Origin of the sequence: Mycobacterium sp., assembly GCF_036488105.1 — a bacterium.
In the GTDB taxonomy this organism is placed as follows: Bacteria; Actinomycetota; Actinomycetes; order Mycobacteriales; family Mycobacteriaceae; genus Mycobacterium.
This window is the reverse complement of the sequence record NZ_DASXHW010000294.1, coordinates 1-24,504: the sequence shown is the minus strand read 5'-3', so window position 1 is coordinate 24,504 and position 24,504 is coordinate 1. Positions and strand designations below refer to the sequence as shown.

The following is a 24,504-nucleotide window of genomic DNA, read 5'->3' as shown; positions in this document are numbered from 1 at the left end:
GGGTATTAGCGAAGGTTAGCGCCTGGCGCGCAATTAAGGACATTTGCCGACTCCACGAAATTCTGATCTGGTTGCGTGCTCTTTTGGCGAGCAGGTTTGAACCATGCCGCCTCGAGCGGATGAAAGCTCAATTGGCCGGCATCGCGGTGCCAGCCATCAAACCAATCGTAGATCGCCTGCTCACCCTTCAATTGATATTGCTCGTAGGCCTCTTTCCAATGCCATCCAATCAGCGGGCCGAGCTCAGGCGCATGCTCGAACGAGCGTCCACCTTTCACGACCTTCGCCACTACTTGATCCATCGTTGAGTACGGGAAATGCGCCAGATAGAGCGGATTTTCAAGCAGGTCGATTCTTTCAGTCAGTCCGATTATTTCGTGGTTGCCTTCGCCGATAAACATACCGCGACGCCACTTCGCGAAAACCTTTGGCGGCCACCATATCTCGGCCTGACAATCGTCGTTTTCCCGAAATTTCAGTCTCAGGAATGGATTCGATTCCTTAACCGGGTCTTTGGTCGTCGGAAGATAATTCACGAGCGGCAAGAGGACATGCCCATACTGCTTGTTCCGCAATTCCTCATGGGCAATGAACGCCTTCAGATCGGGCAATCCGTCGCGAGACAACAAAATCTCATCAGCATCCAGAGCGAGAATCCAGTCGCAGCCGTAACTGTACGCCAGGTCTGCCAGCACCGTCATGCGCACGCCCTGATAGTGACCCGGCGTAGGATCGAAGATGCATACGACATTAGCATCGGGGTTCTCCAAGCGAAATCGCTCGATCAAGGCCGCGGTGCCATCCGTTGAGCCATGATCGCAGAGAAAGAAATCACGAACGCCAATCAGGTAATAGTAATTGAGCTGGTGATGAATGCGTTCTTGCTCATTGCGCACAACGGTCACGTAAGCAATCCGCAACCCTTTGCGCTCACGACGGATTATCACTTCTTCTTTCTTCCGGGCTTCCAGTTCTTGCAGCAGGGGAGCTCGCTTCTGCGCCTGCAGCTTCAATTCGTAATGTGCCAACTGCACATCACTGAGAACTTGACGGAAGCTGTTGTTCTCAGCGACCAGGGTGCCGATGCGCAAGTCCTGCGCTCGAGCACGCATTAGCAGTGCCTCACAATCATGCTTCAGCTGCGCGACTTCTTCATTCTTCCGGGCTTCCGCCTCGATGGAGATTTTCCTGCCGTCCTTATCATCCAACAAAGCGGCAAATGGCTGAATCGCGGCGGGCCCGAGAGCTGATTGATCCATGGCAGTGGTCGGCACCGACTGTTCCTGCTGAAGCTTGTACTCTTTCGATTTGACGAAGGCGAAATAGACTTGCTCGGGTGGCAAGGCCGCGGCGTTGGCGACCCAGTTAGCGAACTCATCCGGTCTGGGATCTCGCTTCAGGATGGTGGCGTAGAGGCTGGCGATGTATTCCTCGGCGGCGGCGGGGCTCATGCACGGTATTCTTTGAGATGCTTCTGACGCGGGTGTAGTGGCGGGATTGACGTCCATATCCTCGGCGACGGCGATGTTCTCGTCCGACAGCGGGATGAGCGGATGGTTGGTCGACCCCTTGGGTCGTTCGATGTCAGTCATATGCACTGCTCAGTTCTTGCAGCAGCGGAGCTCGCTTCTGCGCCTGCAGCTTCAATTCGTAATGCGCCGACTGCACATCACTGAGAACTTGACGGAAGCTGTTGTTCTCAGCGACCAGGGTGCCGATGCGCAAGTCCTGCGCTCGAGCACGCATTAGCAGTGCCTCACAATCATGCTTCAGCAGCGCGTCGCGTCGGCCACACTGCGTCGCGCTACGGGACCAGGTGGCACTTTCGAATAGCCACAGCCCTGATGGTGAGTGCACTGCATCTCTCCTGGTTGAGCGGGGTCAATCGCCGCGCGGACCCGGACAATTGGCAGAATGTCAATAGAGTAACGCTGACATCGGGTTACATACCCTTCATCGCTCAGATCCAGTGCATCCTCACAATTGTGGTGGGGGCTGTCGGAACATACTGTCTCGCCGGCGACCTCTGGAAGTCACGCTGGGGGGCATGCATAGCCGGGGCCACCGAGGGCGTAGAAATCGTCGACCGGCGCCGGGTCGATCCGGTCCTCGCCGCCCTCCGAATCGACGAGCGGGACCGCCACGGCCGCGTGCCGCTTCGTCGGGTCGGCCACGACGCGACGGTCGTGACCGGCCAGGCGGTCCCGGATCCGCTCGCGCAGCGCCTCGTCGTAGGGGACGGTCATCACCCGCAGTACGGGCGGCGGGCGTCACCGGAACGGATCCAGCGATGCTGGGCGACGGCTACAACGTGTGCTGGCAACTGTGGAATCAGCACCCCCAGGGCACTCAGGTGGCCGCGGGCCTCGTGCGCGACTATCCACAGCTGACCACCGCCCAAGCGGGTCATTTCGTGCTGGCCGCATATAACGACCTGTGGCCCCGTGCCCGGCGCGTATGACGCTTGGGCTTACAGCACCAGCTGAAATCAGATGGCCTGCAACAACAACGGCGATCACACGTCGCAGTACAGCGCAAACGCTCGCCGAGCTGTCGGCGAGCGCGTTTGTCGGCGCAGAGCTCCACGCAGCGATCGACAAGTTCGCGATAGTCCGCGAACAAGATGCCCGACTCCAGGCCTCGCTCGTCAGCGGGATCCGCGACACGCGTACGATTTCGAATGCTTGCCCATCGAGCTGGTGGACGTCTATGACAACTTTGGAACGCGCGATCAAGACATCGCGGCTCGGTCCGAAGACACCGGTTAGCGCTCTGACCTGGAGACCCCGAATCCCGAACTTCCGGGAGCAGATGCGCAACGGCGACCCCGTCGATGACAAAACCGACGGTCATCGGCGTCCACGTGGACCACAACCTCGCCCTTGCCGAAACGGGCACTTAACACTGAACAGGGAGCCCCACGTGGATTACGCGGACCGGCAACCAGCCATCACGCTGGTACCTCGACAGGCGACGACAAACCAAGGATTCGGCCGCGGCAGATTGGTCCAGCGGTACCTCAATCTCCTCGAGGCGTCGCTGACCGGCATGCTTTTCGAAGATACGCCCTGCGACCCCTGGTCGGACGGCACGTTCGATCCGAACCGACGTCTCCTGGGGAGGGACTGGCCTTCACTTTCCTTCACCATGATCGGAGGCGTTCGCATGCGAAACCTGCGCTACGCCTGCGAGACGGTGCTGCTGGATGGCGTCGACGGCGACTTCATCGAGACCGGCGTCTGGCGAGGCGGCGCCTGTATTCTCATGAGGGCAATTCTGGAAGCCTACGGCGATACCATCCGACGTGTCTTCGTTGCTGACAGCTTTGCCGGACTTCCGCCGCCGGACGTCGAGAACTTTCCCGCCGATGCGGGCGATCGGCATCACACCCATACTCAGCTCCAGGTATCACGTGCCGACGTTGAGGATAATTTCCGCCGTTTCGGATTACTGGACGAACGGGTGGTTTTCCTCGAGGGCTGGTTCAAGGATACATTGCCGGATGCGCCGATCGACCAGTTAGCTGTATTGCGGCTTGACGGCGATATGTATGAATCAACGATTGAAGCATTGGACGCGCTCTATCACAAGGTGTCGTTTGGCGGCTTCCTGATAGTGGACGATTATTTCCTGCCGGCTTGTGCGAAGGCCGTCAACGATTTCCGTGAACGTTACGGAATCACATCGCCCATACTGCCGATTGACGGATGGGGTGTTTACTGGCGTGTCGACCACAAGCCGATACAATAAATCTACTCACCAATCTGCTGCCCGCCTGCCGCAGTCTTCAACGCATGGATGATTCCGCGCCGGCCCGCGTTCCTGGTTCAGCCGATAATGGACACCGCCATAAGTTTCGTTTCCGCCAAGTCGGCGCGCGTACGTCACTGCTGAGACGGAGCATCACGCATTCGTCGCTGAGCCCGAAGTGCAGCCGGTTGGGGCTGGGCTTGTATTTTTTCATCGTGTTCCTTCCGTCGTGGCGGCGATGACAAATGTTGACACGGTTCGTAGATGCTGTCTATTCACGATCCCTACGTGGGTTCTCCGAAAGCTGTTGCGTGTCAATACATCTGTAAATACAGGGGGTGAATCACCGTCCCCATGACCTCCCCGATTTAAGTGTTGGCCATTGGCGTCGTCCATCGCTGAACTCAACACTTATGTCGCGGGGTTATGGGGTCGTGCAACCAAAGTGATTGAGCTGCTGGAGGATCACCACGCGAAGCCACACGACGACGATGGCGACACATACTTAACGATGTTCGAACTCGCCGAAGCGATGACACCAGCGGGTCGCGAGCCCGATGTGTCACTAGTCGAGTCGATCCGTCGGGCAGTGAAACGGCTTGCCGCCGATGGTGTTCTCGACTTCGCGACGGTACTGGTCAGTCGAGACGTACAGGGTCGTGCGCGGCCGATGACGAAAAGAATGCTCGCAGCGAGGATGGGAGGCGAACGATGACGCGCAGCCGACGCGGCACCGTGCAGGACTTTGTGGCACAGAACGATCCGTGACGAGCACGGCAACGCCGACACGGTTTGTTCCTACACTAAAAAGAGACACCCCCGCGTCACGGCGGGGGTGCCTCTTTTTATCCTGCGGCATCCTGTTGCTGTACTGACACCCTTGCGGCGCAAGGAAAGTGCACGTCAGAGCGTAACTGGCCTACACGTCGTAGTAGAGCGCGAACTCGTACGGGTGCGGCCGGATCTGAACCGGCAGGATCTCGTTGTCGCGCTTGAAGTTGATCCACGTCTCGATCAGGTCGGACGTGAAAACGCCTCCCTCGGTGAGGTATTCGTGGTCCTCTTCCAACCGGTCGATCACCGCTGACAGCTGGGTCGGGGCCTGCGGGATGTTCGCAGCCTCTTCCGGCGGCAGCTCGTAGAGGTCCTTGTCGACCGGCGTCTGCGGCTCGATCTTCTTCTTGATGCCGTCCAGGCCGGCCATCAACATGGCCGCGAACGCCAGGTACGGGTTACCCGACGAGTCGGGGCAACGGAACTCCAACCGCTTGGCCTTCGGGTTGGTGCCGGTGATCGGGATGCGCACACACGCCGACCGGTTGCGCTGGCTGTAGACCAGGTTGATCGGAGCCTCGAAACCGGGGACCAGACGCTTGTAGGAGTTCACCGTCGGGTTGGTGAAGGCCAGCAGCGACGGCGCGTGGTGCAACAAGCCACCGATGTAGTGGCGCGCGGTGTCGGACAAGCCGGCGTAACCCGTCTCGTCGTACATCAACGGGCCGCCGTCTTTCCACAACGACTGGTGGGTGTGCATACCCGAGCCGTTGTCGCCGAACAGCGGCTTGGGCATGAACGTCACGGTCTTGCCGTCCTGCCACGCGGTCTGCTTGACGATGTACTTGTACAGCTGCATATCGTCGGCCGCGTGCAACAGGGTGTTGAACTTGTAGTTGATCTCGGCCTGGCCGCCACTGCCCACCTCGTGGTGGCCCTTCTCCAGACTGAAACCGGCCTTGATCAGGTTCTGCAGCATCTTGGCGCGCAGGTCGACGTAATGGTCGACGGGAGCGACGGGGAAGTAACCGCCCTTGGGACGCACCTTGTACCCGCGGTTCGGGCTGCCGTCGTTCTCGGTGGGCTCGCCGGTGTTCCACCAACCGGAGATCGCGTCCACCTCGTAGAACGAGCCGTTGGTGCGCGAGTCGAAGCTCACCGAGTCGAAGATGTAGAACTCGGCCTCGGCGCCGAAGTACGCGGTGTCCGCGATGCCGGTGCTAATCAAATAGTTCTCCGCCTTGCGAGCGACGTTGCGCGGGTCACGCGAGTACGGCTCGAGGGTGAACGGGTCGTGCACGAAGAAGTTGAGGTTCAGCGTCCTGGCTTGGGTGAACAGGTCGATTTGCGCCGTGTCGGGGTCGGGGAGAAGCAACATGTCGGACTCATGGATTGACTGGAACCCTCGAATCGACGAGCCGTCGAAGGCCAGCCCATCCTCGAACACGCTCTCGTCGAAGAACGAAATCGGAATTGTGAAGTGCTGCATGATGCCTGGCAGGTCACAGAACCGCACGTCGACGAATTCAACATGCTCGTCCTTGGCCAGTTTGAAAATGTCGTCGGCCGTATTTTCGGACACCGAGGCGCTCTCCTTTGCTGCGAAGCTTGGAACCACTGTGGTCGCTGATGAGCATCCCGTTATGCGGGCGTAACGGGTTGCCCGGTCAGACGCTATGGACGCGGTGCCGCCTGAGTCAAACCCCGTGTTACGTCGACGTTACGTGGCACCACGTGCTGTCCCTGAGTCTGGCCAGAACTGACCCTATTGTGAGGTGATGACCCGCAGCAACCGCCCCCCGCCATCCGATCGGGAACCCATCGGATCGGAAGAGCCTCAGGGGTATCCGGGCGAGCCGCTCGGTCTGCCCGAACACGGTCCGGGTTCGTTGGCCCGCATGGGCCGCCGACTGGTCGCGCTGCTGGTCGATTGGTTGCTCGCATACGGTTTGGCCGCCCTCGGGATGACGCTCGGGCTGATCCCGTTGCGCATGCTGTCGACGGCGGTCCTGCTGATCTGGCTGGTGCTCGGAATTGTGGCCGTTCGGTTGTTCGAGTTCACCCCGGGCCAGCTGGCGCTGGGCCTGCGGGTGGCATCCGTCGACGGGCGGCTGCACGTCGGACTGGGCCGGGCCGCGGCGCGCGGGTCGTTGATCGCGTTCGTCATACCCGCGTTGTTCGTCGACGTCGACGGGCGGGGCATCCAGGATCGTGTGACCGGCACCGCGGTCGTACGGCGCTGACTAGCGGCGGCGCACGGTGCGCTGGACGCCGCGCATCTTGGCATTGCCGGGCATCGGGCCCTTTGGCAGCGCGGCGGTTCCGGCCCGCGAACCCAGTGCGCTCAGCCGTGACTCCAGCGAATCCATCTGCTTGACGGTGATGTTGGCCGGCAGCTTGGTGAGGTGGCGCTCCAGCTTGGCCAGCGGAACCTCGCCGTCGCCGTTGCCGACGACGAGGTCGTAGATCGGGACATCGCCGACCAATCGCGCGGTGCGCTTCTTCTCCTGGGCAAGTAGGGGCTTGACCCGGGTCGCCGATCCCTCGCCGACCAGGATGACGCCGGGCCGGCCGAGCACCCGGTGCACGGCGTCGAAATGGCCGGTGGCCGCGACCCCGGTGGTGACGCGCCACTTGCCGCGCAGGTTGTCCAGCGCCCAGGCCGCGGCCCCGGTTTGGCCGTCGGCCTTGCTGTACACCGATCGCTGCGCGCGCCGGCCGAAGATGATGAACGCCACCAACGCGCCCAGGACGACTCCGAGCGCAGGCATCGATATCAGGGCAAATCCGCCGGACCACACCCCGATCGCCACGGCGATGGCCACGATCAGCACGAACGCGCCGATCATGTAGGGCAGCAGTCGCTTGTCCTCTTGACGCTGAATGTTGAACGCCTGCCAGAGCTGGCTACGGCGTTCTTTGGCGGCCGCCTTGCGGGTGGCTTTCGCCTCGGCTCGGGCAGCCTTGTTCGCCTTGGCATCGCGGGGTTTGGCCATAATTGCCAAGAATACTTAAAGCCGGGCTCCACCCGGCTGCGCGGTGGGCGCCTCGTGGCGCTGCAGCCTGGCCTGCTGGTAGAGCCGTCCGGCCCGATACGACGAACGCACCAGCGGACCGGCCAGCACTCCGGCGAATCCCAGTTGCTCGGCGTAGTCCGCGAACTCTGCGAATTCGTCGGGGTGGACCCAGCGCTCGACCGGATGGTGCCGCGCGGATGGGCGCAGGTACTGGGTGATGGTGACGATGTCGCATCCGGACACGTGCAGGTCGGTCAGCGCCGCGCGCACCTCCTCGGGCGTCTCGCCCATCCCGAGGATAAGGTTGCTCTTGGTGACCAGCCCGAAACCCCTTGCCGCGGTGAGCACGTCGAGGCTGCGCTGGTAGGAGAAGGCCGGACGAATGCGCTTGAAGATCCGCGGCACGGTCTCGAGGTTGTGGGCCAGCACTTCGGGCCGGGACTCGAAGACCTGCCGGAGCTGGTCTGCGTCGCCGTTGAAGTCGGGGATCAACAGCTCGACACCGGTGGACGGGTTGAGCTCTTTGATGGCGCGCACGGTCTGCGAGTACAGCCAGGCGCCGCCGTCGGGCAGGTCGTCGCGGGCCACGCCGGTGACCGTGGAGTACCGCAGGCTCATCGCCTGCACGCTTTCGGCGACCCGGCGTGGTTCGTCGCGGTCGAGCGGCGCGGGCTTGCCCGTGTCGATCTGGCAGAAGTCGCAGCGGCGGCTGCACACCTCGCCGCCGATCAGGAAGGTGGCCTCGCGGTCTTCCCAGCACTCGTAGATGTTGGGGCAGCCGGCTTCCTCGCACACGGTGTGCAGGCCCTCGCGGCGCACCAGTTTCTTCAGCTCCGTGTATTCCGGGCCCATCCGCAGCCGCGTCCTGATCCACGGCGGCTTTCGCTCGATCGGGGTTTCCGCGTTGCGTACTTCCAGACGCAGCAGCTTCCGACCTTCGGGGGCAACGGTCACGACGTCGATGCTACGCGGGCGGCGGTGTGCTGCAGGTTAACTGCCAGCCGGCCATCCAGGGCGTCGCAGACCGCATCGGCGACCGCCGACCGGACGTCCCCGACCCCGACCCGGTGGCCCAGTTCGGCGGAGATCGATGTCACGCCGGCGTCGCTGATCCCGCACGGGACGATCGTCTCGAACGCGCCGAGGTCGCAGTCGCAGTTGAGCGCGAACCCGTGCAGCGTCGTCGCCCGCGACACCCGTACGCCGATGGCCGCGACTTTGCGGGCCGGTCGGCCCTCGCCGGCTGGCATCCACACTCCGGAGCGGCCGTCGATCCGGCCTACCGGTAGACCGATGTCGGTGCACACCTTGATCAGCGATTCCTCGATGCGCCGAACGTAATTGACCACGTCGAGCGGCTCGGCCAGCCCGATGATGGGGTAGCCGACCAGCTGCCCCGGCCCGTGCCAGGTGATCTTGCCGCCGCGGTCGGTGTCGACGACGGGCGTGCCGTCGGCCGGCCGCTCGGGAGGCGCCGTGCGCCGGCCGGCCGTATAGACCGACGGGTGTTCGAGCAGGAGCAACTTGTCGCTGCCGCCGGAGGCACGGGCCTCGGCCAACTCCCGCTGCAGCTGCCAGGCGACGCGGTAGTCCACGACCTCCATCTGACGGATGTCGATCGGGGCCGTGCTCGAGCGGATCGAACTCACGGCCCAGAGGCTACAACTCCAACCTGGCGACAACCTGACAGCGGCTATGCGACGTCGCGCGTCGCGGTGGCGTAGCGCAGAGCTTCGCCGACGGTCTTGTGCTCAAACTCGAAGCCGGCCCGCTCCAGCGCAGCGGGGATCGCGCGCTGCCCACTCAGCAGCGTCTCGTCGGCGAATTCGCCGAGCGCAGCTCGCACTGCGAACCCCGGCATCACCAGCGGGGTGGACCGGCTGACCGCCCGGCCCAGCGCCGCGGTGAATTCGGCATTGGTGACCGGCGCCGGGCCGGTCAGATTGACCGGCCCGGACAGCCTGTTGTCGTCGATGACGAAGCGCAGGGCCCGCACCTGATCCTCCAGGCTGATCCACGACATGTATTGGCGGCCGTTGCCCAGTCGGGCTCCGAGGCCCACCGAGAACAGCGGCCGCAACTGGCGTAGCGCACCGCCGGACGCGGCCAGCACCACGCCGGTTCGGGCCAGCACCACGCGCGTGCCGGCGTAACGGGCCGGCGCGGTGACCGCCTCCCAGTCCACGCACAGCCGGGCCAGGAAACCTGTTCCGGGCGAGGAGGTTTCGTCGACCACCCGGTCCTTGGTGTCGCCGTAGTAGCCGACCGCGCTGGCGTTGACCAGCACGCCCACGCCCGCGTCGGCGACGGCGGTGGCCAGCACTTCGGTCGGGGTGATCCGGCTGTCGCGCAGGGTCTGCTTGAACGCCCCCGACCACCGTCGCTGCCCGATGCTGATGCCGCACAGGTTGACCACGGCGTCGACGCCCTGCAACGCACCGGCGTCGAATTCGCCGCCGTCCGGATCCCAGTGCAGCTCGTTGGCGTTCGCCGGTGCTCGACGAACGATCCGCAACACGTGGTGGTCTGCGGTGCGCAGTGCCGTGACCAGAGCCGACCCGATCAGCCCGGACGAGCCTGCGATCGCGACGGTAGCGGTCACGATTCAAGCCCTCCTAGAGTCCCAGGTCAGCCTCGAACGCACCTTCTTCGAGCCGGTGTCTGATCGAGGTCACGAACCGTCCGGCATCGGCGCCGTCGATCAGTCGGTGGTCGTAGGTGAGCGGGAGGTAGCAGATCGACCGCACGCCGATCGATTCGTTGCCGGTTTCGTCGACGACGACGCGGGGTCGTTTGACGATGGCCCCGGTGCCCAGCATCGCGGCCTGCGGCGGGACCAGGATTGGGGTGTCCATCAGCGCGCCCTGACTGCCGATGTTGGTGATTGTGAAGGTTCCGCCGGACAGTTCGTCGGGCCTGAGGTCACCCGAGCGGGCGCGGGCGGCGATGTCGGCGATCGCGCGCGCCAACCCGGCCAGCGACAGGTCCCCGGCGTTGTGGATGACCGGAGAAAGCAGCCCCTGCTCGGTGTCGACCGCGAAGCCGAGATGCTCGGCGTCGTAGTAGGTGATCTCCTTGGTGTCCTCGTTGTAGCTGGCGTTGACGTTTGGATGTGCTTTGAGCGCATCGATCACGGCGCGTGCGATGAACGGCAGGTAGGTCAGGTTCACGCCCTCGCGCTCAGCGAACCCGGCCTTGGCTTTGTCTCGCAGCGCCACGATCCGGGTCATGTCGGCCTCATGGATCTGGGTGAGCTGCGCGGTGGCTTGCAGCGATTCGCGGGTCTTCTTCGCCGTGATCTGCCGGATCCGGCTGGCCTTCTGCGTGGTTCCGCGCAGATGTGCCAGCGCGGGCGCGGGTGTCGGAGCGCTCGGCTTCGGGGCAGCCGGGGCCTGGGCGGGAGCCGCGGACGCCGGCGCTGGCGCCTTGGCCGCTTCTTCCTTCTGCTGAGCGGCCGACAACACATCCTGCTTGCGGATGCGGCCACCCACTCCGGTTCCGTTCAGCGAGCTGAGGTCAATGTTGTTCTCGGCGGCCAGCTTTCGCACCAGGGGAGTGACGTACGGAGCGCTGCTCGAACCGGCCGCCGGAGCCGCGTCGGCGGCCGGCGCGGGTGCTGCTTGGGGTGCGGGAGCCGGCTCGGGTTTGGGCGCGGGCGCGGCCGGCGGCTGTGCGGGCGGGGCTGGTGGTGTGGCAGGAGTCGGCGGCGCGGAGGGAGCCGGTGGCGCGGGTGCGGCGGTGGTGCCGCCGGTGCCGATTCGGGCCAGCTCGCCGCCGACCGAAACCGTGACGTCCTCTTCGGCGGTGATGCTGATCAGCGTCCCCGCGACCGGCGACGGGATCTCGGTGTCGACCTTGTCGGTGGAAACCTCGACGAGGGGCTCGTCCACTTCGACCGCGTCGCCGACCTTCTTCAGCCAGCGAGTGACGGTGCCTTCGGTGACGGACTCGCCGAGTTCGGGCATCAGCACCGGCTGAGAGTCTCCCGACGCACTCGGTGCACTCGCGCCCGGCGCCGCGGGCGCCTGCGGCTGTGGTTCGGGTGCGGGAGGGGCGGCCGCCTCCGGCTGTGGTTCTGGTGCTGCCTGCGCGGGCGGCGGTTCGGCGGGTTGCTCGGCGCCCTGGGTGGCCTCCGCCGAGTCGCCGATGACGGCCAGTTCGCCACCGATCTCGACGGTGTCGTCTTCTTGGGCGACGATCTTGGTCAGCACTCCCGCTGCGGGCGAAGGAATCTCGGTGTCGACCTTATCGGTGGACACTTCCAGCAAAGGCTCGTCGAGCTCGACGGTGTCGCCTTCTTGCTTGAGCCAGCGAGTGACGGTCCCCTCAGTCACGCTTTCGCCGAGTGCCGGCATCTGAACTGAGAAGGCCATCGCTGTCGACTCCTCGATCGATCGGTCGGTGGGCACGTGTCGGCCTCTGGCTTACCACAGCGTGGTGTACCGAAGCTGCATCCCTGATTACCGCAACCATCCTGTCACTGCGGCGCGGTCGGCACACACCCAGGGCAAGCCGGTGGCAACTGGCTTCAGCCGTGGCGGGCAGCGGCGAAACGGCGACCGGTCGACGATGTGAGCCAGCTCTCTGCCGAACGGAGACCGCGGCACACACCACGTAGCCAGAACGTCCAATAAGTTGGACTTAAAATCCAAACAAAAAGATGCGTGGCATTCCAAAAGCCCAAGGCAAGCGATATTTAAGGCGTTTCGGAGTTCAAAAAGCCGAAAAACTGGATATCTTGTTCCTCGTGTATCCCGATGACAGCGGCAAGGAACTTGCCACCGTGCTCTCCTACCTGGCCGGTCGCTCCCTGAGCAGGGAAGAGATCTGGACGGCGATGGAGCTCCCGCGTTCCACTTACTACGACCAGTTGGACAAGGGGACCCTGATCACCGCGGACAACCTGCGGGTTGCTGCGGCCAACCTTGGCATCAACCGCGCCGAGTTGCTGACGCGCTACCGGTTCATCGAACCAGAAGAGGTCACTGCGCTGGCTGAAGAGATCCGTGGCAGCAGCACGATGCATGCCGTGGCGACCGCCGGCAGCGTGAAGACCCTTCAGCAACCGACAAAGATCGCGGAGTGGCGCCCGCGCTCGGACGCCCCTCCGCTGTAAATATTCAGCTCTGTAGGGGGTCCTGCTGTGGCACTTAGCGCACTCATCATCATCACCCTCGCATCCATCGGCTGGAGCCTCTGGATCCGGCGAGTCACCTGGCACTGCCGGTGGGAGGTCGCCGCGACGCTCAACATCGCTCTGCAGGGCTCCGCGGTCGCACTGATATCGCCGACGTCGGCTGAGACGCTCGGAGTTGCCCTCCACAAAATCACCGGCGAGTGGAATCTGCAGAACTACATCGGGCACGACTGCTACATCGTCGCGGCCTCCGCGATCGTCTACAACGTGGTCGGTCGGCTTGAAGATGACGACGCGATGCAGAGGTCGTTCAAACAATGGGTAGAGCGGCCGGCGACGTTGTGCATACCGCTGTTGCTGGCAGCCTTCAACATGAGCGCTGGCAGCAAGACCTATGCACGCGATTTCTTCGCGCTACCCACCGACTTCTGGCTGTCCGTGTACTGGGTATTGCTCACGGGAACCCTGGCCTACCTGCTGATTTTCGGCTCGCGTGCCCTGCTGGTGCTGCGGAAGGACCCGCGGTCGCGCAACATTGCCAATCTCTATCTGTTCGCCTCGGGCAGCGGCATCGCCGCGTGCGCGGCGCGGATGACCACCGCGTTGGTCCCTCCGCTGCAGGGCACAATCAGCGCCGGGCTGGTCTGGTTCTGCTGTTGCTCATGCGGCGCCGCTTTCGCCCTGACCTCTGCGCGGTCTTGGCTGCAAAAGGTCAGATGGTTTCAGGGGTCGGCGCTGCATCACTAGCCTGTCGCGGCTAGCCGTTCGCCGCGATGTCTTCCAGCACCGCGAAGATGGTGCGAGTCGGCACGCCTGTGGCGCCTTTAGGCGTGTAACCCCAAGGGCCACCGGTGTTGTAGGCCGGCGCCGCGACATCGATGTGCGCCCAGTTGACCCCGTCGGTGACGAACTCGCGCAAAAACACCCCTGCCACCAGCATTCCGGCGAACCGTTGGCCGCTGACGTTGGCCAGGTCGGCGACCGTCGACTTCAGGTCGTCCTTCAGCTCGTCCGGCAACGGCATCGGCCAGCCGTTCTCGCCCACCTGCTGCGAGATCGTCGCCACCCGGTCGCGGAACTCGTCGCTACCCATCACCCCCGGCGTGCGCGAGCCCAGCGCCACCGTCTGCGCGCCGGTCAGCGTCGACGTCTCGATCAGATAGTCGGGGTTGTCCTCGCATGCGCGAACAATCGCGTCGGCCAGGATCAGACGGCCCTCGGCATCGGTGTTGAGCACTTCGACGGTCGTGCCGCCGTACTGGGTCAGCACATCGCCGGGGCGCTGGGCCGTCGACGACGGCATGTTCTCGGCCATCGGCACGGTGGCGATCACGTCGATCGGCAGTTCCAGTTGCGCGGCCAGTGCCACGGTCGCGATCACCGCCGCGGCGCCGCCCATGTCGGAGGTCATGTAATGCATCGACGCCGCGGGCTTGATCGATATGCCGCCGGTGTCGAACGTGACGCCCTTGCCGACCAGGGCGACTTTCTTGGCCTGCTTCGGCTTTTTGGCCAGTCGCGAACCGTGGTGGGCCAACCGCACCAGCCGTGGTAGCCGTGACGAACCCTTGCCGACGCCGATGACGCCGCCGTAGCCGTGCTTCAGTAACGCCTTGTCGTCGAGAACTTCGACCTCGAGTCCGACTGATTCACCCAAAGCCTTTGCCCGCTTTGCGAATTCGGCTGGAAACAGATGGCTGGGCGGGGTGTTGACGAGGTCACGGGCGGTGGCGACGGCCGTCGCCACCGCGCTCGCATGAGCGGCTTGCGCCTTGGCGGCCTTGTTGCTGGACAGCACGGTGATCGTGCGCAGCCCCGGATCTTTCGGGGCCGTCTTGTCGGTGCGGAACTCGGTGAAGCGGTAGCTGCCCAGCACCAGCCCCTCGACTGCCGCTTCCAGGACCCCGTCGCCCGGCAGTGCGGCCAAGGTGGTGATCGCGGTCTCGGCGCCACTGAGCGCCCGCGCCGCCGAGCCGGCCGCGCGGCGGATCTCGTCCGCCGGCCACTCGTCGCGCGGCTTGCCCACGCCGACCGTCAGCACGCTGGCCACTGGTAGCGACTTCACCACCAGCCGGTGGACCTGCTCGGCGGCGCCAGTGGCGTTCAGTGCGCGCAAGCCTTCCTCGATCTCGGTCACCGCATCTGTCGACAGAAACGGTTCGGCAGCGACGACCGCAGCGCCCGGCTCGTCGTTGACGTCCTCGGGACCTGACGACACCACAGGAATGACCAACACCACCGATTTGACGCCGCGGCGGGGCAGCGAAGAGGCGACCGAGACAGCGGGGGCCAGGTAACCGGGTTGCGTGCTCACAAACGTCAACCCTAACGATCGCGGGTTTGGGATGCCTAGCGATGATGCGGACGCCCGCCTCGTTCGTGTCTTAGCCCTGTTCAAGCGGTTGGTGCGGCTACTATTTCGCCGATGCCAACAGGTCAAATCGCCGATTCCTGCGTGCTGTGGACCGGCTTCGACATCTCGATCGTGGCCAGGAACTACGCACAGTTTTCCGGTGTCCTCGCTGGCTTCGCGTTTGTCGTCATCAACCTGGTGCTCGACCGCGCCTATCGACGTCGCGGCGATGGCAAGGCGCGGGCGGCGCATGAGGTCGAGCACGAGACGCTGACCGGCGTCGCCCTGCTGAACGCGTTTTTGGGTCTGTTCTTGGCGGCGATCCAATACAGCCTGCTGGCCGGCGAAAACGGCTGCTCGCTCACCGAGGGCCGGGCCGCGTCGGCAGAATTGCTCGGCGGCATTTCCTTTGTGGCGTCTGTCTATATGTTGCTGTACGCGGTCGTCCAGTTCGTGTCGGGTTCGGCGGGGACGCTCGCGAAACACTGCGTATTCATTGTCGCGGTGCTGGTTCCGCCGATCGCGGTGTTCTTCATCGAGGCGACGATCTCGGACCTGGCCCTGGCGCTGGCCGACCCGACGACACGACAGCCGCTCCAGCCGTTGTGGGACGACGCTAACAACCTCTCGGTCCCGATCGCGCTGGCGGTCCTCGTCGTCGCCGCGGCGGTATGGCTTGCCGGACGCAAAGAACGATCGTCCGAAACGCGTTCGGGCGCTCGTGTGCAAAAACTCCGCACCGCCTTGCCGTACGTCACGGTTGGCGTTGTGATCTCCGCGGTCGTACGGGCCGTCACGGCGCTACCGGTGCGCAATCCCGCCGCACATCTCGCGGCGGGCGAGGCATGGTTGTGGGTGGCCGTCTTCGCTGCCGTGCTGCTGGTGCAAAGCGCGGCGTTGTCGTTGCAGACCGGTGTCGAGGTTGCGGACGTCGACGCTGAGCAGTCGGGTCAGGCCTCTGCCCGGCCCAGCTCGTAGGCGATCACCGGAGCGTCGAAACCCTTGAGCTGCAAGGGTTCCTGGACGACAGCGGGCCACTGCGGCAGTAGCTCGTAGATCTCCTCGGCGGCCAGGATCTGTCCCGGCGCGGCCGCGGCCACCAGCCGGGCGGCCAGGTTGACCGCGTTGCCGAAGTAATCACCGCCCAAGGCCAGGATGGGTCCGTAACCCAGGCCGGCGCGGACTTGCAGCCCGGCCTCACGCGCCCGTGGATGGTCGACGAGGTGCAGCGCCGCCTCGGCCAGCCGTTCCGGGCTCGAGCTCACCCACATCACCGCGTCGCCGAGGAACTTCACCACTCGGCCGCCGTCGGCATGCACCACGTCGCTGACCGTGGCGCCGAACTCGGTGAGCATTGTCGACAACTCCGCGGGTGTGAGCAGTTGGGTAAGTGCTGTGAAGCCGGACAGGTCGGCAAACCCGACGCCGCACAACAGGCTTGCCGACGGGCCGCTGACGACGCCCTCGATGAACGTTCGAGTGCTGACCAGATGCTGGCGGTGGACGGCGTCGATCATTGCCCCCAGGCGGGGGACGAACTCTGCGGCCCCGCGGTAGACCTGCGCGGTGGTGAGTTCGTCGCCGGTCAGGCCGAGCCACATTTTGGGCTGACTTGTGCGGATCATCGACGAGATGGCCTCTGCCACCCGGGCGACGCTGGCTCCGAGGACCCGTAAGAAACCGTCCGCGGCGTCGGGGCCCATCTGCATCCTCATCGCCACCCAGGTCGCCAAGCCGTCGACATCGGCCTGACTCAACGCCGGGGTATCCGGATCTGCGACGGTCAGGCCGAGCATCGCCCAGCCGTGTTCGACACCCGCCAAGTCGACACCGATCGCCTCGGCGGCGCTCCGCAGGGTATAGACCTGGGGGCCCGACCGCAGCAGGACGTCACCGGCCAGTCCGAAGAGGCGGCCGTTGCGCTCGGCCTCGGCCATCTCGTCGACCGTGAAACCGAGGCCCGCCAGATATTCGAGCAGCCCTGCCCGCGAGCGTGGATCGGCGATCCCGGCCGCCTGCAGCGCGTCGAAGTCCAGGGAATCGACCACCTGGCCAAGTGTGCCAGTCGCGGCTCGCATTAGGGTGAAATGCCTATGAGTGATGACCTGTTGCACGGACCGCTCGACGACCGTCATCGCGCGAACGGCGCGAGCTTCGCCGAGTTCGGCGGATGGCTGATGCCAGTGTCATACGCCGGCACCGTCGCAGAGCACACTGCGACGCGCAATGCCGTTGGCCTGTTCGATGTCAGTCACCTGGGCAAGGCGTTGGTGCGCGGGCCCGGCGCGGCGCAGTTCGTCAACTCCACTCTGACCAACGACCTCAATCGAATTCAGCCGGGCAAAGCGCAATACACATTGTGCTGCAACGAGTCTGGTGGCGTGATCGATGATCTGATCGCCTACTACGTCGGTCCCGACGAAATGTTCCTGGTGCCCAACGCCGCCAATACCGCTGCCGTCGTTGCCGCGCTGAAAGATGCTGCGCCCGAGGGGCTGAGCATCACCGACGAGCATCGGTCCTACGCGGTGCTCGCCGTGCAGGGCCCCCGGTCGACCGAGGTGCTCACCGAACTCGGCCTGCCAACCGAGATGGACTACATGGGCTACGCCGACGCGGCGCTGGACGGCGTGCCGGTGCGGGTGTGCCGCAGCGGATACACCGGTGAGCACGGCTACGAGCTGCTACCACCCTGGGACTCCGCCGGAGTGGTGTTCGACGCGCTGCTGGCCGCGGTAACCCGCGCGGACGGCCAGCTGGCCGGTCTGGGGGCGCGTGACACGCTGCGCACCGAGATGGGCTATCCGCTGCACGGCCACGAACTCTCCGCCGAAATCTCGCCGCTGCAGGCCCGCTGCGGCTGGGCGATTGGCTGGAAGAAGGACGCGTTCTTCGGCCGCGACGCCCTGCTGGCCGAAAAAGAGGCGGGTCCGCGGCGGCTGCTGCGGGGTCTGCGCGCGGTGGGACGCGGTGTGCTGCGGCCGGACCTGACCGTTCTCGACGGCGACACCACGGTCGGCGTCACCACGTCGGGCACGTTTTCGCCGACGCTGAAAGTCGGTATCGCGCTGGCGCTGATCGATGTCGACGCGGGTGTCGAGGACGGCCAGCACGTCACTGTCGACGTCCGCGGCCGCGGCGTCGAATGCGAAGTGGTGCGCCCACCGTTCGTCGATCCAAAAACTCGATAGCGCCCGGTTATACAATCGCCTGATGACCAGCGACGTCCTCGAGTTCACGGTGTCACGCACCGCAAACCCGGCTAGTGACGACGCGCGCCAGGCGATTCTGGCCGATCCCGGCTTCGGGAAATATCACACCGACCACATGGTCTCGATCGACTACACCGACGGCCAGGGTTGGCACAATGCGCAGGTCTGCGCATACGGTCCGATCGAATTGGATCCTTCGGCGATCGTGCTGCACTACGCCCAGGAAATCTTCGAAGGACTCAAGGCCTATCGCTGGGCGGACGGGTCGATCGTGTCGTTTCGCGCCGAAGCCAACGCCGCACGGATGCAGTCCTCCGCGCGCCGGATCGCGATTCCCGAAGTGCCCGAGGAGCTGTTCATCGAATCGCTGCGCCAACTGATCGCCGTTGACAATGACTGGGTGCCGCCGGCCGGCGGCGAGGAGTCGTTGTATTTGCGCCCGTTCGTGTTTGCCACCGAGCCGGGGCTGGGCGTGCGGCCGGCAAAGCAATATCGCTATCTGGTGATCGGGTCCCCGGCGGGAGCGTACTTCAAGAACGGCATCAAGCCCGTAACTGTCTGGATCTCAACGGATTACGTGCGGGCCAGCCCGGGTGGTACCGGCGCGGCGAAGTTCGGCGGCAACTATGCCGCCTCGCTGGTCGCGCAGGCAGAGGCCGCCGAGAACGGGTGCGAGCAGGTGGTTTGGCTGGACGCCGTGGAACGCCGCTACATCGAAGAGATGGGCGGAATGAACCTCTTTTTCGTGTTCGGCAGCGGGGGATCGGCCCGCTTGGTCACCCCGGAACTATCCGGTTCGCTTCTGCCGGGTATCACCCGAGACTCACTGCTGCAGTTGGCAACCGACGCGGGGTTCGCCGTCGAGGAACGCAAGATCGACCTCGACGAGTGGCAGAAGAAGGCCGCAGCCGGTGAGATCACCGAGGTGTTCGCGTGCGGCACCGCCGCGGTCATCACGCCGGTCTCGCAGGTGAAATACGGCGACACCGAATTCACGATCGGGGACGGCGAATCCGGCGAGGTGACGATGGCGCTGCGCGACACCCTCACCGGAATTCAGCGCGGCACCTTCGCCGACACCCACGGCTGGATGTCGCGGCTGGGTTGACGGTTACTTCGTCGACTCCTCGTTCCAGGCGAAACTGTTGAACCTGCATTCGCCAAGAGCCACAAAACTCGATTGATGATGTGATTTGTGCGTATTGCGTCACGTCTGGCCGTAGGCTTCAGCGCGCGAATCCCGCTCTTGGACGCTACAAACACGTCAAGCGGCTCGCCAATTATCGCAGGAGGTAGGAATGGTCAGCCCGAGCAGCCCGACGCCTGAAGGTTCACGTCGTCCCGTCGCGGTGCTGGGAACGCTATTGCCGCATCTGCGTCCTGAGCGTCAACATGTGTATCGCGATGTCATCGCGCTGGCGTTGTTGGCGGCGTTGATCGCAGCGGGGTTCGGGTCCCTGCCGGTGGCGTTGGTGTTGACGGCGGTGGCGTTGCCGGCGGCGGTGCTGGTCTACATTCACGATCACCGGTTGTGGCATGACGAGCCGATCACGGTGATCGTTGTGGCGTTTGGGCTTTCACTGCTACTCGGTGTTGGGGTCGGCCTGCTGCAGACTCATTTCATTCATTTGGTGACGGCGGGCTCGACCCACTATCACCTACCGTCGGTGCCGCGGATCCTCGAGTTGGGTCTGCTGGTTCCGGTGGCGGCGTTCGTGGCGGTAGTGATTGCCCCGCTGGTAATCAGCGCGCGCCCGTCGTTCCGGCATCCGCTAGATCTCGTGGTGGCTGGTTCGCTCAGTGGTGCAGCCCTGTCGTTGGGGCTGAGTGTGGTCGTCCAGCATGGAGCGTTCACCCACGTGCAGGTGACGGCAGGTGACCCGGCGCATGTGGCATTTATCGCGCTGACGTTGGGCTTTTTGCAGCCGATTGTGCTGGCGACGGCGGGGACGGTCGGTGTGTTGGGTTTGCGCCGGTTGGGCGTCAACCCAGTCACGGGAGTGATCGAGGGATTGGTATTGGTGGTGGCCTACGAGTCGGCGACCACAGTGTTGCACCCATATGGGACACGCGGGATTGTATTGACCGCGTTGGCGGCGTTTGTATTGGCGGCGGCGGGGTTGGTTGCGGCTCGTAATGCGTTGCATGCGGCGTTGCTTGCCGACACGGGCGAGGATGCGGAGGCTAGGGAAGTCGCTGGGGTGGAGCATCGGTTGCATGCCGGCTTGGTGGCCGCGATCGTTATGGCGGTCGTGGTGATCGCTGCGGTCGTCAGCGTGGCGGTGGCACTGCGCGGTCCCTCCACGCGCCCCGCGCCGCCGGGAGAGGACGGCAGCGGACGGATCGCGCCGCACTCTGCCGCGGCGGCCCGGTCCATCCCCCCTTGGGTCGGCAGACTCGACCAGAACCCTTGGGGCAGAGTAGCTTTAGCGTCGACCACGACATCGCTGGCGGCTGGCGCGGCCGCAACCATCGACTTGACGCACGGAATCAACATGACGGTGGCTCCCGGCTGGACAGTCACCCATCAAGGCCAGCAGTCCGCCGATCTCTTCAATAGCGACCAAAGCGCGGCCCTGTTCGTTGTAGTGGGTGGCGCGGACGCGTCCGACATCGTGCAAGAATCGGCGTCACTGATCAACCAGAATATTCAGAGCGCCGGACTGACCAACGTGCAGCAGCGCCCGGCGCAGCCGCAGCCGTTGCAGGGCAAGAACTTTCAACAGCTGCTGGAGGTCGACTACACCGCTAACATCCAAACCGATCAGGGCACAGACCAGATCTACGGCGGATGGGTGACGCTGTACAACTCGACAACCGGCGCGTCGGGCTTCTTCAATCTCTATGCCGGGAGCCGTAACGCGTTTAAAGCGGCGCTGCCGGACGCGGCGAGCATGATGGTCTCGATGGAATAATCAGAACCGGAGCAGCGCGGCCAGCACGACGGCGGTGACCGTTGTGGTCAATTCGATTGCGGCGCCGAGTACGTCGCCGTTGACCCCGCCGAATCGACGCACACAATGCCGAACCAGCAGCGCGGCGCAGGTGAGCGAGACCACGACCGCGACCGGGCCTTGCCACGGCTGCCGACCCGCGGCGGACGACGCGGCGAGCAGCACGACAACCCAGGCCGCGACCACCGGTGCCGGTTGGGTGCCGACGACTCGGGCGCCCAACGTGCTCTCAGGGGCGGCCGGCAACGTCCGGCGGCAGGTCAGCACCGCCGCTACCCGGCCCGCGCACACAGCCACCACGATTCCGGCCGCGCACAGCGCCGAAAACGCCAGCCCCTGAAGGACGATCACCAACACGACGGCCGCCACGCCGAACGGACCGGTCGACCCGTCGCGCATCACCTCACATGCGCGTTCGGGCGGTCCGTAGCAGCCCAGGCCGTCGGCGGTATCGGCCACCCCGTCGATGTGTAGGCCGCGGGTGACCGCCAGGAGTGCGGCCACCGCGAGCAGCCCAGTCAACGCGCTGCCCGGGCCGAACGCCAATCCGCCGGCCCAGGTCACCGCCGCGCCCAGGGCGCCCAGCACAGCGCCGACCACCGGCAGCGCGGTCATCGCGCCGCGGCCCAGCGGCCGGTCCGATCTGCCAGGCACCGGGACAACGGTCTCGAACGCGAAAGCCGTTGCCAACGAGCCGATCACGATGTCGGCGAGCGGTCGGTGACTTCTGCGTCGGCGAACGTCGCCATCGACGACAGTGCGGCCACCGCGGCTCGCAGCACCGGCAGAGCGACCGCCGCGCCGGTGCCCTCGCCGAGCCGCATTTTGAGGTCAAGGATCGGATCCAGGCCGAGCTGAGCCAGGGCGAGCGCATGCGCGGGTTCGGTCGAGAGGTGGCCGGCCTGCCACCACAGCCGGGCGCCGGGCGCCAGTTGCTCGGCGATCAACGCGGCGGCCGTCACCACCATGCCGTCCAGCAACACCGGCGTGCGCCGCATCGCGGCCTGCGCGCAGAAGCCGGCCAGCCCCGCCAAATCGGCTCCGCCGCAACATTGCAGGGTTGCGATCGGGGCGGCTAACACGGGCTGAGCGCGGAACAACGCATCGCGTACCGCCGCGGTCTTACGGGCCCACCCGGCGTCGCTAATCCCGCTTCCGTAGCCGACCGCCGCGACCGGCTCGACGCCCGTCACCGCGGCAACCAGAACTGTTGCCGCGGTGGTGTTTCCGATGCCCATGTCGCCCGCGATCAGCAGGTCGGCACCGGCATCGACCTCCTGGTCGGCAATCTGGCGGCCGGCGTCGATCGCGTCGAGTGTCTCCTGCTCGGTGAGCGCATCCTCTTTCGTGATGTCGCCGCTGCTGCGCCGCACCTTGTGGGCGCCGATCTGCGGGGACAGCGGATCGGTGTCCACGGCGAGGTCGATGACGCGCACCGTCGCTCCGGCGATGTCGGCGAGCGCATTGATCGCCGCCCCGCCGGCGGCGATGTTGGCCACCATCTGTCCGGTGACCTCTTGCGGGTAGGCCGATACCCCCGACCGGGCGACGCCATGGTCCCCGGCGAACACCACGATCCGGGCACGTTCGAATTGTGTTGGCGGGCAATGTCCCTGGCACGATGAAACCCAGACTGACAGGTCCTCGAGGCGGCCCAGGGCGCCGCGCGGTTTGGTCAGGGTGTCTTGTCGTGCACGGGCCGCCGCCGCGGCGGCCGTATCGGGAGGCGCCACCGGCGCGAACATCGTCATGCCCCGGCCTGCTTGACCGCCAGCGGATGTCCGGCCACCACGAGCACCACCCGCTCGCACAGCGCGGCTAACCGCTGATTGAGTACTCCCAGTTCGTCGCTGAACCGGCGGCCCGACGCGGTGGGGGCCACGACCGTCAGCCCGACCTCCGGGCTGACCAGCACCAACGTTGAGCTGAACTCCGCGACTGCGGCCGTGAGATCGTCGAGATCGGGCGACAGCGACCCGCCGTCCCAGGCTTGGCGCCTATCCAAAGTGGCGGCCAGCCAGCCGCCGATATCGTCGACCAGCGTCGGGTTATCCGGCGAACGCCGCAATTGCCCCGCGACGTCGTCGGTTTCGACGGTGGACCAGTGCGAGGGTCGGCGGTCGCGATGCTCAGCGATGCGCTGCCGCCACGCCACGTCGGTGTCGACGACCTGACCGGTCGCTACGTATTGCACGGGTTGGTCCGCTTGCAGTGACTCGGCGATGGCGGCTTCCGCCCACCGGGACTTTCCTGACCTGATTCCGCCGAGCACCAGGGTTCGCACCGTGGATCAGCCAGCTTTCCGGTGAGGTCTAATCGACACTGGCGCCGTGTTTGACTTGGGGCCGCGGTGACCGCATCCGGCGCATCTGCGAGGCCCGGCTGGCCGCGTAAAGTCCTATCTTCCAATGGCTTTCGGTATTGTCCGGAAACTTCTCATCTACCCGTCGGGCGACCTTTCGGCCGAGAATGACCCCGTCGAGTGCCATCACCGCCATCAATACCAGCATCGCCGGTGACATATAGAACTGAAGCTGCGGCACGGCGAACATGAAGAACAGCAGCGCCAGCGCCGACGGCATGAACAGCCCCAGCACGTTGCGGCGAGCGTCGACGATGTCACGTACGTGCCGGCGTACCGGACCCTGGTCACGGGTCAGCAGGTAGCGCTCGTCGCCGGCCATCATGCGTTCGCGCCGATCGGACATCTGGGAGCGCCGCACCGCACTCTGTTCGCGACGTTCCTCGCGGCTGAGCTTGGGACCCGCCAGCGACTTTCGCCGTGCCCGCGCCTCCGACGAGGTCATCGGCGCCGGGGCGACGGGGCCCTTGCGTCCGGCGTTGCGTCGCGGCGTGGGCCGTCCCTTGGGTGCGGTGGTCTGCCGTGGTGCGGCACCGAACGCATCGGCCGCCTCCACCGGTGTCTGGGCATCGTCCCGGCCTTCGGTGACGCCCTCGTCTTTCTTTCGACCCAGCAGTTTCACGTTCGCCAGGTTACTTCCCGCGGATGTGTCGGAGAAAATGGCCGGGGCTATCGACCGGCCTTACTGTTGCTCAGATGACCGGGTCGGCGCCCCGCACGCCGACATTGCGGATGCTCGTCGCGCCCGACAGCTTCGGCGACACCCTGACCGCGGTCGAGGCGGCCGCCGCCATCGCGGCGGGTTGGAACCGGGTGCGCCCCGACGATCACCTGATCGTCGCCCCGCAGTCCGACGGCGGCCCGGGATTCGTCGACGTGCTGGCGAGCCGGGTAGGGGAGCGGCGGGTTCTGCAAGTGTGTGGTCCGCTGTCCGAGGACGTGCGG

Annotated in this window: 24 protein-coding genes and 2 pseudogenes; 11 read left to right on the top strand and 15 right to left on the bottom strand. The window is 65.1% G+C overall.

What is annotated here, in order from left to right; translation table 11 throughout:
* Positions 1 to 5 precede the first annotated feature (5 nt).
* The 3 genes and pseudogenes from VGH54_RS15275 to VGH54_RS15265 all read right to left on the bottom strand — a co-directional run.
* The gene (locus tag VGH54_RS15275) at positions 6 to 1,592 is read right to left on the bottom strand and encodes a glycosyltransferase family 2 protein (RefSeq protein ID WP_331512885.1); all 1,587 of its coding nucleotides are present in this window, start codon (positions 1,590 to 1,592) and stop codon (positions 6 to 8) included.
* Positions 1,585 to 1,746 carry a hypothetical protein gene (locus VGH54_RS15270; RefSeq protein WP_331512884.1) on the bottom strand — a complete coding sequence of 54 codons (162 nt, stop codon included), beginning with the start codon at positions 1,744 to 1,746 and terminating at the stop codon, positions 1,585 to 1,587. The genes VGH54_RS15275 and VGH54_RS15270 overlap by 8 nt, the downstream gene beginning before the upstream one ends.
* 329 nt (positions 1,747 to 2,075) lie before the next feature.
* A pseudogene (locus VGH54_RS15265) lies at positions 2,076 to 2,246 on the bottom strand (CoA pyrophosphatase); the annotation flags it as partial.
* Between the two features lie 17 nt (positions 2,247 to 2,263).
* Between VGH54_RS15265 and VGH54_RS15260 the strand changes: the two are divergent.
* From VGH54_RS15260 to VGH54_RS15250, 3 genes and pseudogenes are all read left to right on the top strand, one after another.
* Positions 2,264 to 2,461: pseudogene (locus VGH54_RS15260) on the top strand (DUF732 domain-containing protein); the annotation flags it as partial.
* A 461-nt stretch (positions 2,462 to 2,922) separates the two neighbouring features.
* Complete coding sequence (locus VGH54_RS15255) at positions 2,923 to 3,750, top strand: TylF/MycF/NovP-related O-methyltransferase (RefSeq protein WP_331512883.1); 828 nt, start codon at positions 2,923 to 2,925, stop codon at positions 3,748 to 3,750.
* Positions 3,751 to 4,132: 382 nt separating this feature from the next.
* Positions 4,133 to 4,465 (top strand): hypothetical protein, encoded by a 333-nt coding sequence (locus VGH54_RS15250; protein ID WP_331512882.1) that lies wholly within the window; start codon positions 4,133 to 4,135, stop codon positions 4,463 to 4,465.
* Positions 4,466 to 4,669: 204 nt separating this feature from the next.
* Here VGH54_RS15250 and glnA read toward each other — a convergent pair whose 3' ends face one another.
* Positions 4,670 to 6,106 (bottom strand): type I glutamate--ammonia ligase, encoded by a 1,437-nt coding sequence (gene glnA / locus VGH54_RS15245; RefSeq protein ID WP_331512881.1) that lies wholly within the window; start codon positions 6,104 to 6,106, stop codon positions 4,670 to 4,672.
* 196 nt (positions 6,107 to 6,302) lie between these two features.
* Here glnA and VGH54_RS15240 point away from each other — a divergent pair, with 196 nt between their 5' ends.
* Positions 6,303 to 6,767 (top strand): RDD family protein, encoded by a 465-nt coding sequence (locus VGH54_RS15240; protein ID WP_331512880.1) that lies wholly within the window; start codon positions 6,303 to 6,305, stop codon positions 6,765 to 6,767.
* Here the strand turns inward: VGH54_RS15240 and VGH54_RS15235 are convergent, their stop codons facing one another.
* The 5 genes from VGH54_RS15235 to sucB all read right to left on the bottom strand — a co-directional run bounded on the left by VGH54_RS15235 (position 6,768) and on the right by sucB (position 11,914).
* On the bottom strand, positions 6,768 to 7,520 hold the full coding sequence (locus tag VGH54_RS15235) for a DUF4191 domain-containing protein (RefSeq protein WP_331512879.1): 753 nt from the start codon (positions 7,518 to 7,520) through the stop codon (positions 6,768 to 6,770).
* A 15-nt stretch (positions 7,521 to 7,535) separates the two neighbouring features.
* Positions 7,536 to 8,495, bottom strand: a complete 960-nt coding sequence (lipA, locus tag VGH54_RS15230; RefSeq protein ID WP_331512878.1) for a lipoyl synthase — start codon at positions 8,493 to 8,495, stop codon at positions 7,536 to 7,538.
* Complete coding sequence (gene lipB / locus VGH54_RS15225) at positions 8,492 to 9,145, bottom strand: lipoyl(octanoyl) transferase LipB (RefSeq protein ID WP_414688722.1); 654 nt, start codon at positions 9,143 to 9,145, stop codon at positions 8,492 to 8,494. The genes lipA and lipB overlap by 4 nt, the downstream gene beginning before the upstream one ends.
* Positions 9,146 to 9,234: 89 nt before the next feature.
* Positions 9,235 to 10,146 carry a TIGR01777 family oxidoreductase gene (locus tag VGH54_RS15220; RefSeq protein WP_331512896.1) on the bottom strand — a complete coding sequence of 304 codons (912 nt, stop codon included), beginning with the start codon at positions 10,144 to 10,146 and terminating at the stop codon, positions 9,235 to 9,237.
* Positions 10,147 to 10,156: 10 nt separating this feature from the next.
* Positions 10,157 to 11,914 (bottom strand): 2-oxoglutarate dehydrogenase, E2 component, dihydrolipoamide succinyltransferase, encoded by a 1,758-nt coding sequence (sucB, locus tag VGH54_RS15215; protein WP_331512876.1) that lies wholly within the window; start codon positions 11,912 to 11,914, stop codon positions 10,157 to 10,159.
* A gap of 287 nt (positions 11,915 to 12,201) precedes the next feature.
* Here sucB and VGH54_RS15210 point away from each other — a divergent pair, with 287 nt between their 5' ends.
* Together VGH54_RS15210 and VGH54_RS15205 are read left to right on the top strand one after the other, a co-directional pair.
* Positions 12,202 to 12,657 carry a hypothetical protein gene (locus VGH54_RS15210; protein ID WP_331512875.1) on the top strand — a complete coding sequence of 152 codons (456 nt, stop codon included), beginning with the start codon at positions 12,202 to 12,204 and terminating at the stop codon, positions 12,655 to 12,657.
* A 27-nt stretch (positions 12,658 to 12,684) separates the two neighbouring features.
* On the top strand, positions 12,685 to 13,425 hold the full coding sequence (locus tag VGH54_RS15205; RefSeq protein ID WP_331512874.1) for a hypothetical protein: 741 nt from the start codon (positions 12,685 to 12,687) through the stop codon (positions 13,423 to 13,425).
* A gap of 10 nt (positions 13,426 to 13,435) precedes the next feature.
* Here VGH54_RS15205 and VGH54_RS15200 read toward each other — a convergent pair whose 3' ends face one another.
* Entirely contained in the window at positions 13,436 to 14,992 is a 1,557-nt protein-coding gene (locus VGH54_RS15200) for a leucyl aminopeptidase (protein ID WP_331512873.1), read from the bottom strand.
* A gap of 111 nt (positions 14,993 to 15,103) precedes the next feature.
* Here VGH54_RS15200 and VGH54_RS15195 point away from each other — a divergent pair, with 111 nt between their 5' ends.
* Positions 15,104 to 16,009 (top strand): hypothetical protein, encoded by a 906-nt coding sequence (locus VGH54_RS15195; protein WP_331512872.1) that lies wholly within the window; start codon positions 15,104 to 15,106, stop codon positions 16,007 to 16,009.
* On the opposite strand, the gene VGH54_RS15190 is transcribed toward VGH54_RS15195, so the two are convergent.
* Positions 15,982 to 17,109 carry an adenylate/guanylate cyclase domain-containing protein gene (locus VGH54_RS15190; protein WP_331512871.1) on the bottom strand — a complete coding sequence of 376 codons (1,128 nt, stop codon included), beginning with the start codon at positions 17,107 to 17,109 and terminating at the stop codon, positions 15,982 to 15,984. The genes VGH54_RS15195 and VGH54_RS15190 overlap by 28 nt on opposite strands.
* 15 nt (positions 17,110 to 17,124) lie before the next feature.
* On the opposite strand from VGH54_RS15190, the gene gcvT reads away from it, so the two are divergent.
* From gcvT to VGH54_RS15175, 3 genes are all read left to right on the top strand, one after another.
* Complete coding sequence (gcvT, locus tag VGH54_RS15185) at positions 17,125 to 18,222, top strand: glycine cleavage system aminomethyltransferase GcvT (RefSeq protein ID WP_331512870.1); 1,098 nt, start codon at positions 17,125 to 17,127, stop codon at positions 18,220 to 18,222.
* A gap of 22 nt (positions 18,223 to 18,244) precedes the next feature.
* Positions 18,245 to 19,351: a branched-chain amino acid aminotransferase gene (locus VGH54_RS15180; protein ID WP_331512869.1), complete on the top strand. Its 1,107-nt coding sequence runs from the start codon at positions 18,245 to 18,247 to the stop codon at positions 19,349 to 19,351.
* Positions 19,352 to 19,541: 190 nt separating this feature from the next.
* Entirely contained in the window at positions 19,542 to 21,158 is a 1,617-nt protein-coding gene (locus VGH54_RS15175; RefSeq protein ID WP_331512868.1) for a hypothetical protein, read from the top strand.
* Here VGH54_RS15175 and VGH54_RS15170 read toward each other — a convergent pair whose 3' ends face one another.
* From VGH54_RS15170 to VGH54_RS15155, 4 genes are read right to left on the bottom strand one after another with little or no spacing between them, the layout of a single operon-like run.
* Positions 21,159 to 21,899 (bottom strand): adenosylcobinamide-GDP ribazoletransferase, encoded by a 741-nt coding sequence (locus tag VGH54_RS15170; RefSeq protein ID WP_331512867.1) that lies wholly within the window; start codon positions 21,897 to 21,899, stop codon positions 21,159 to 21,161.
* Positions 21,896 to 22,948 (bottom strand): nicotinate-nucleotide--dimethylbenzimidazole phosphoribosyltransferase, encoded by a 1,053-nt coding sequence (gene cobT, locus VGH54_RS15165; RefSeq protein ID WP_331512866.1) that lies wholly within the window; start codon positions 22,946 to 22,948, stop codon positions 21,896 to 21,898. The genes VGH54_RS15170 and cobT overlap by 4 nt, the downstream gene beginning before the upstream one ends.
* Complete coding sequence (locus VGH54_RS15160) at positions 22,945 to 23,481, bottom strand: bifunctional adenosylcobinamide kinase/adenosylcobinamide-phosphate guanylyltransferase (protein WP_331512865.1); 537 nt, start codon at positions 23,479 to 23,481, stop codon at positions 22,945 to 22,947. The genes cobT and VGH54_RS15160 overlap by 4 nt, the downstream gene beginning before the upstream one ends.
* Before the next feature lie 28 nt (positions 23,482 to 23,509).
* Positions 23,510 to 24,181 carry a DUF3043 domain-containing protein gene (locus VGH54_RS15155; protein WP_414688720.1) on the bottom strand — a complete coding sequence of 224 codons (672 nt, stop codon included), beginning with the start codon at positions 24,179 to 24,181 and terminating at the stop codon, positions 23,510 to 23,512.
* A gap of 104 nt (positions 24,182 to 24,285) precedes the next feature.
* Between VGH54_RS15155 and VGH54_RS15150 the strand changes: the two genes are divergently transcribed.
* The coding region (locus VGH54_RS15150) for a glycerate kinase (protein WP_331512894.1) at positions 24,286 to 24,504 on the top strand (219 nt) is incomplete at its 3' end.

Coding starts and splice junctions, on each gene's coding strand:
- sucB (WP_331512876.1), bottom strand. CDS start 11,914: ATGGCCTTCTCAGTTCAGATGCCGGCACTCGGCGAAAGCGTGACTGAG.
- lipB (WP_414688722.1), bottom strand. CDS start 9,145: ATGGAGGTCGTGGACTACCGCGTCGCCTGGCAGCTGCAGCGGGAGTTG.
- VGH54_RS15235 (WP_331512879.1), bottom strand. CDS start 7,520: ATGGCCAAACCCCGCGATGCCAAGGCGAACAAGGCTGCCCGAGCCGAG.
- VGH54_RS15240 (WP_331512880.1), top strand. CDS start 6,303: ATGACCCGCAGCAACCGCCCCCCGCCATCCGATCGGGAACCCATCGGA.
- gcvT (WP_331512870.1), top strand. CDS start 17,125: ATGAGTGATGACCTGTTGCACGGACCGCTCGACGACCGTCATCGCGCG.
- cobT (WP_331512866.1), bottom strand. CDS start 22,948: ATGACGATGTTCGCGCCGGTGGCGCCTCCCGATACGGCCGCCGCGGCG.
- VGH54_RS15195 (WP_331512872.1), top strand. CDS start 15,104: ATGCCAACAGGTCAAATCGCCGATTCCTGCGTGCTGTGGACCGGCTTC.
- VGH54_RS15210 (WP_331512875.1), top strand. CDS start 12,202: ATGCGTGGCATTCCAAAAGCCCAAGGCAAGCGATATTTAAGGCGTTTC.
- VGH54_RS15190 (WP_331512871.1), bottom strand. CDS start 17,109: ATGCGAGCCGCGACTGGCACACTTGGCCAGGTGGTCGATTCCCTGGAC.
- VGH54_RS15175 (WP_331512868.1), top strand. CDS start 19,542: ATGGTCAGCCCGAGCAGCCCGACGCCTGAAGGTTCACGTCGTCCCGTC.
- VGH54_RS15270 (WP_331512884.1), bottom strand. CDS start 1,746: ATGCGTGCTCGAGCGCAGGACTTGCGCATCGGCACCCTGGTCGCTGAG.
- VGH54_RS15180 (WP_331512869.1), top strand. CDS start 18,245: ATGACCAGCGACGTCCTCGAGTTCACGGTGTCACGCACCGCAAACCCG.
- VGH54_RS15275 (WP_331512885.1), bottom strand. CDS start 1,592: ATGACTGACATCGAACGACCCAAGGGGTCGACCAACCATCCGCTCATC.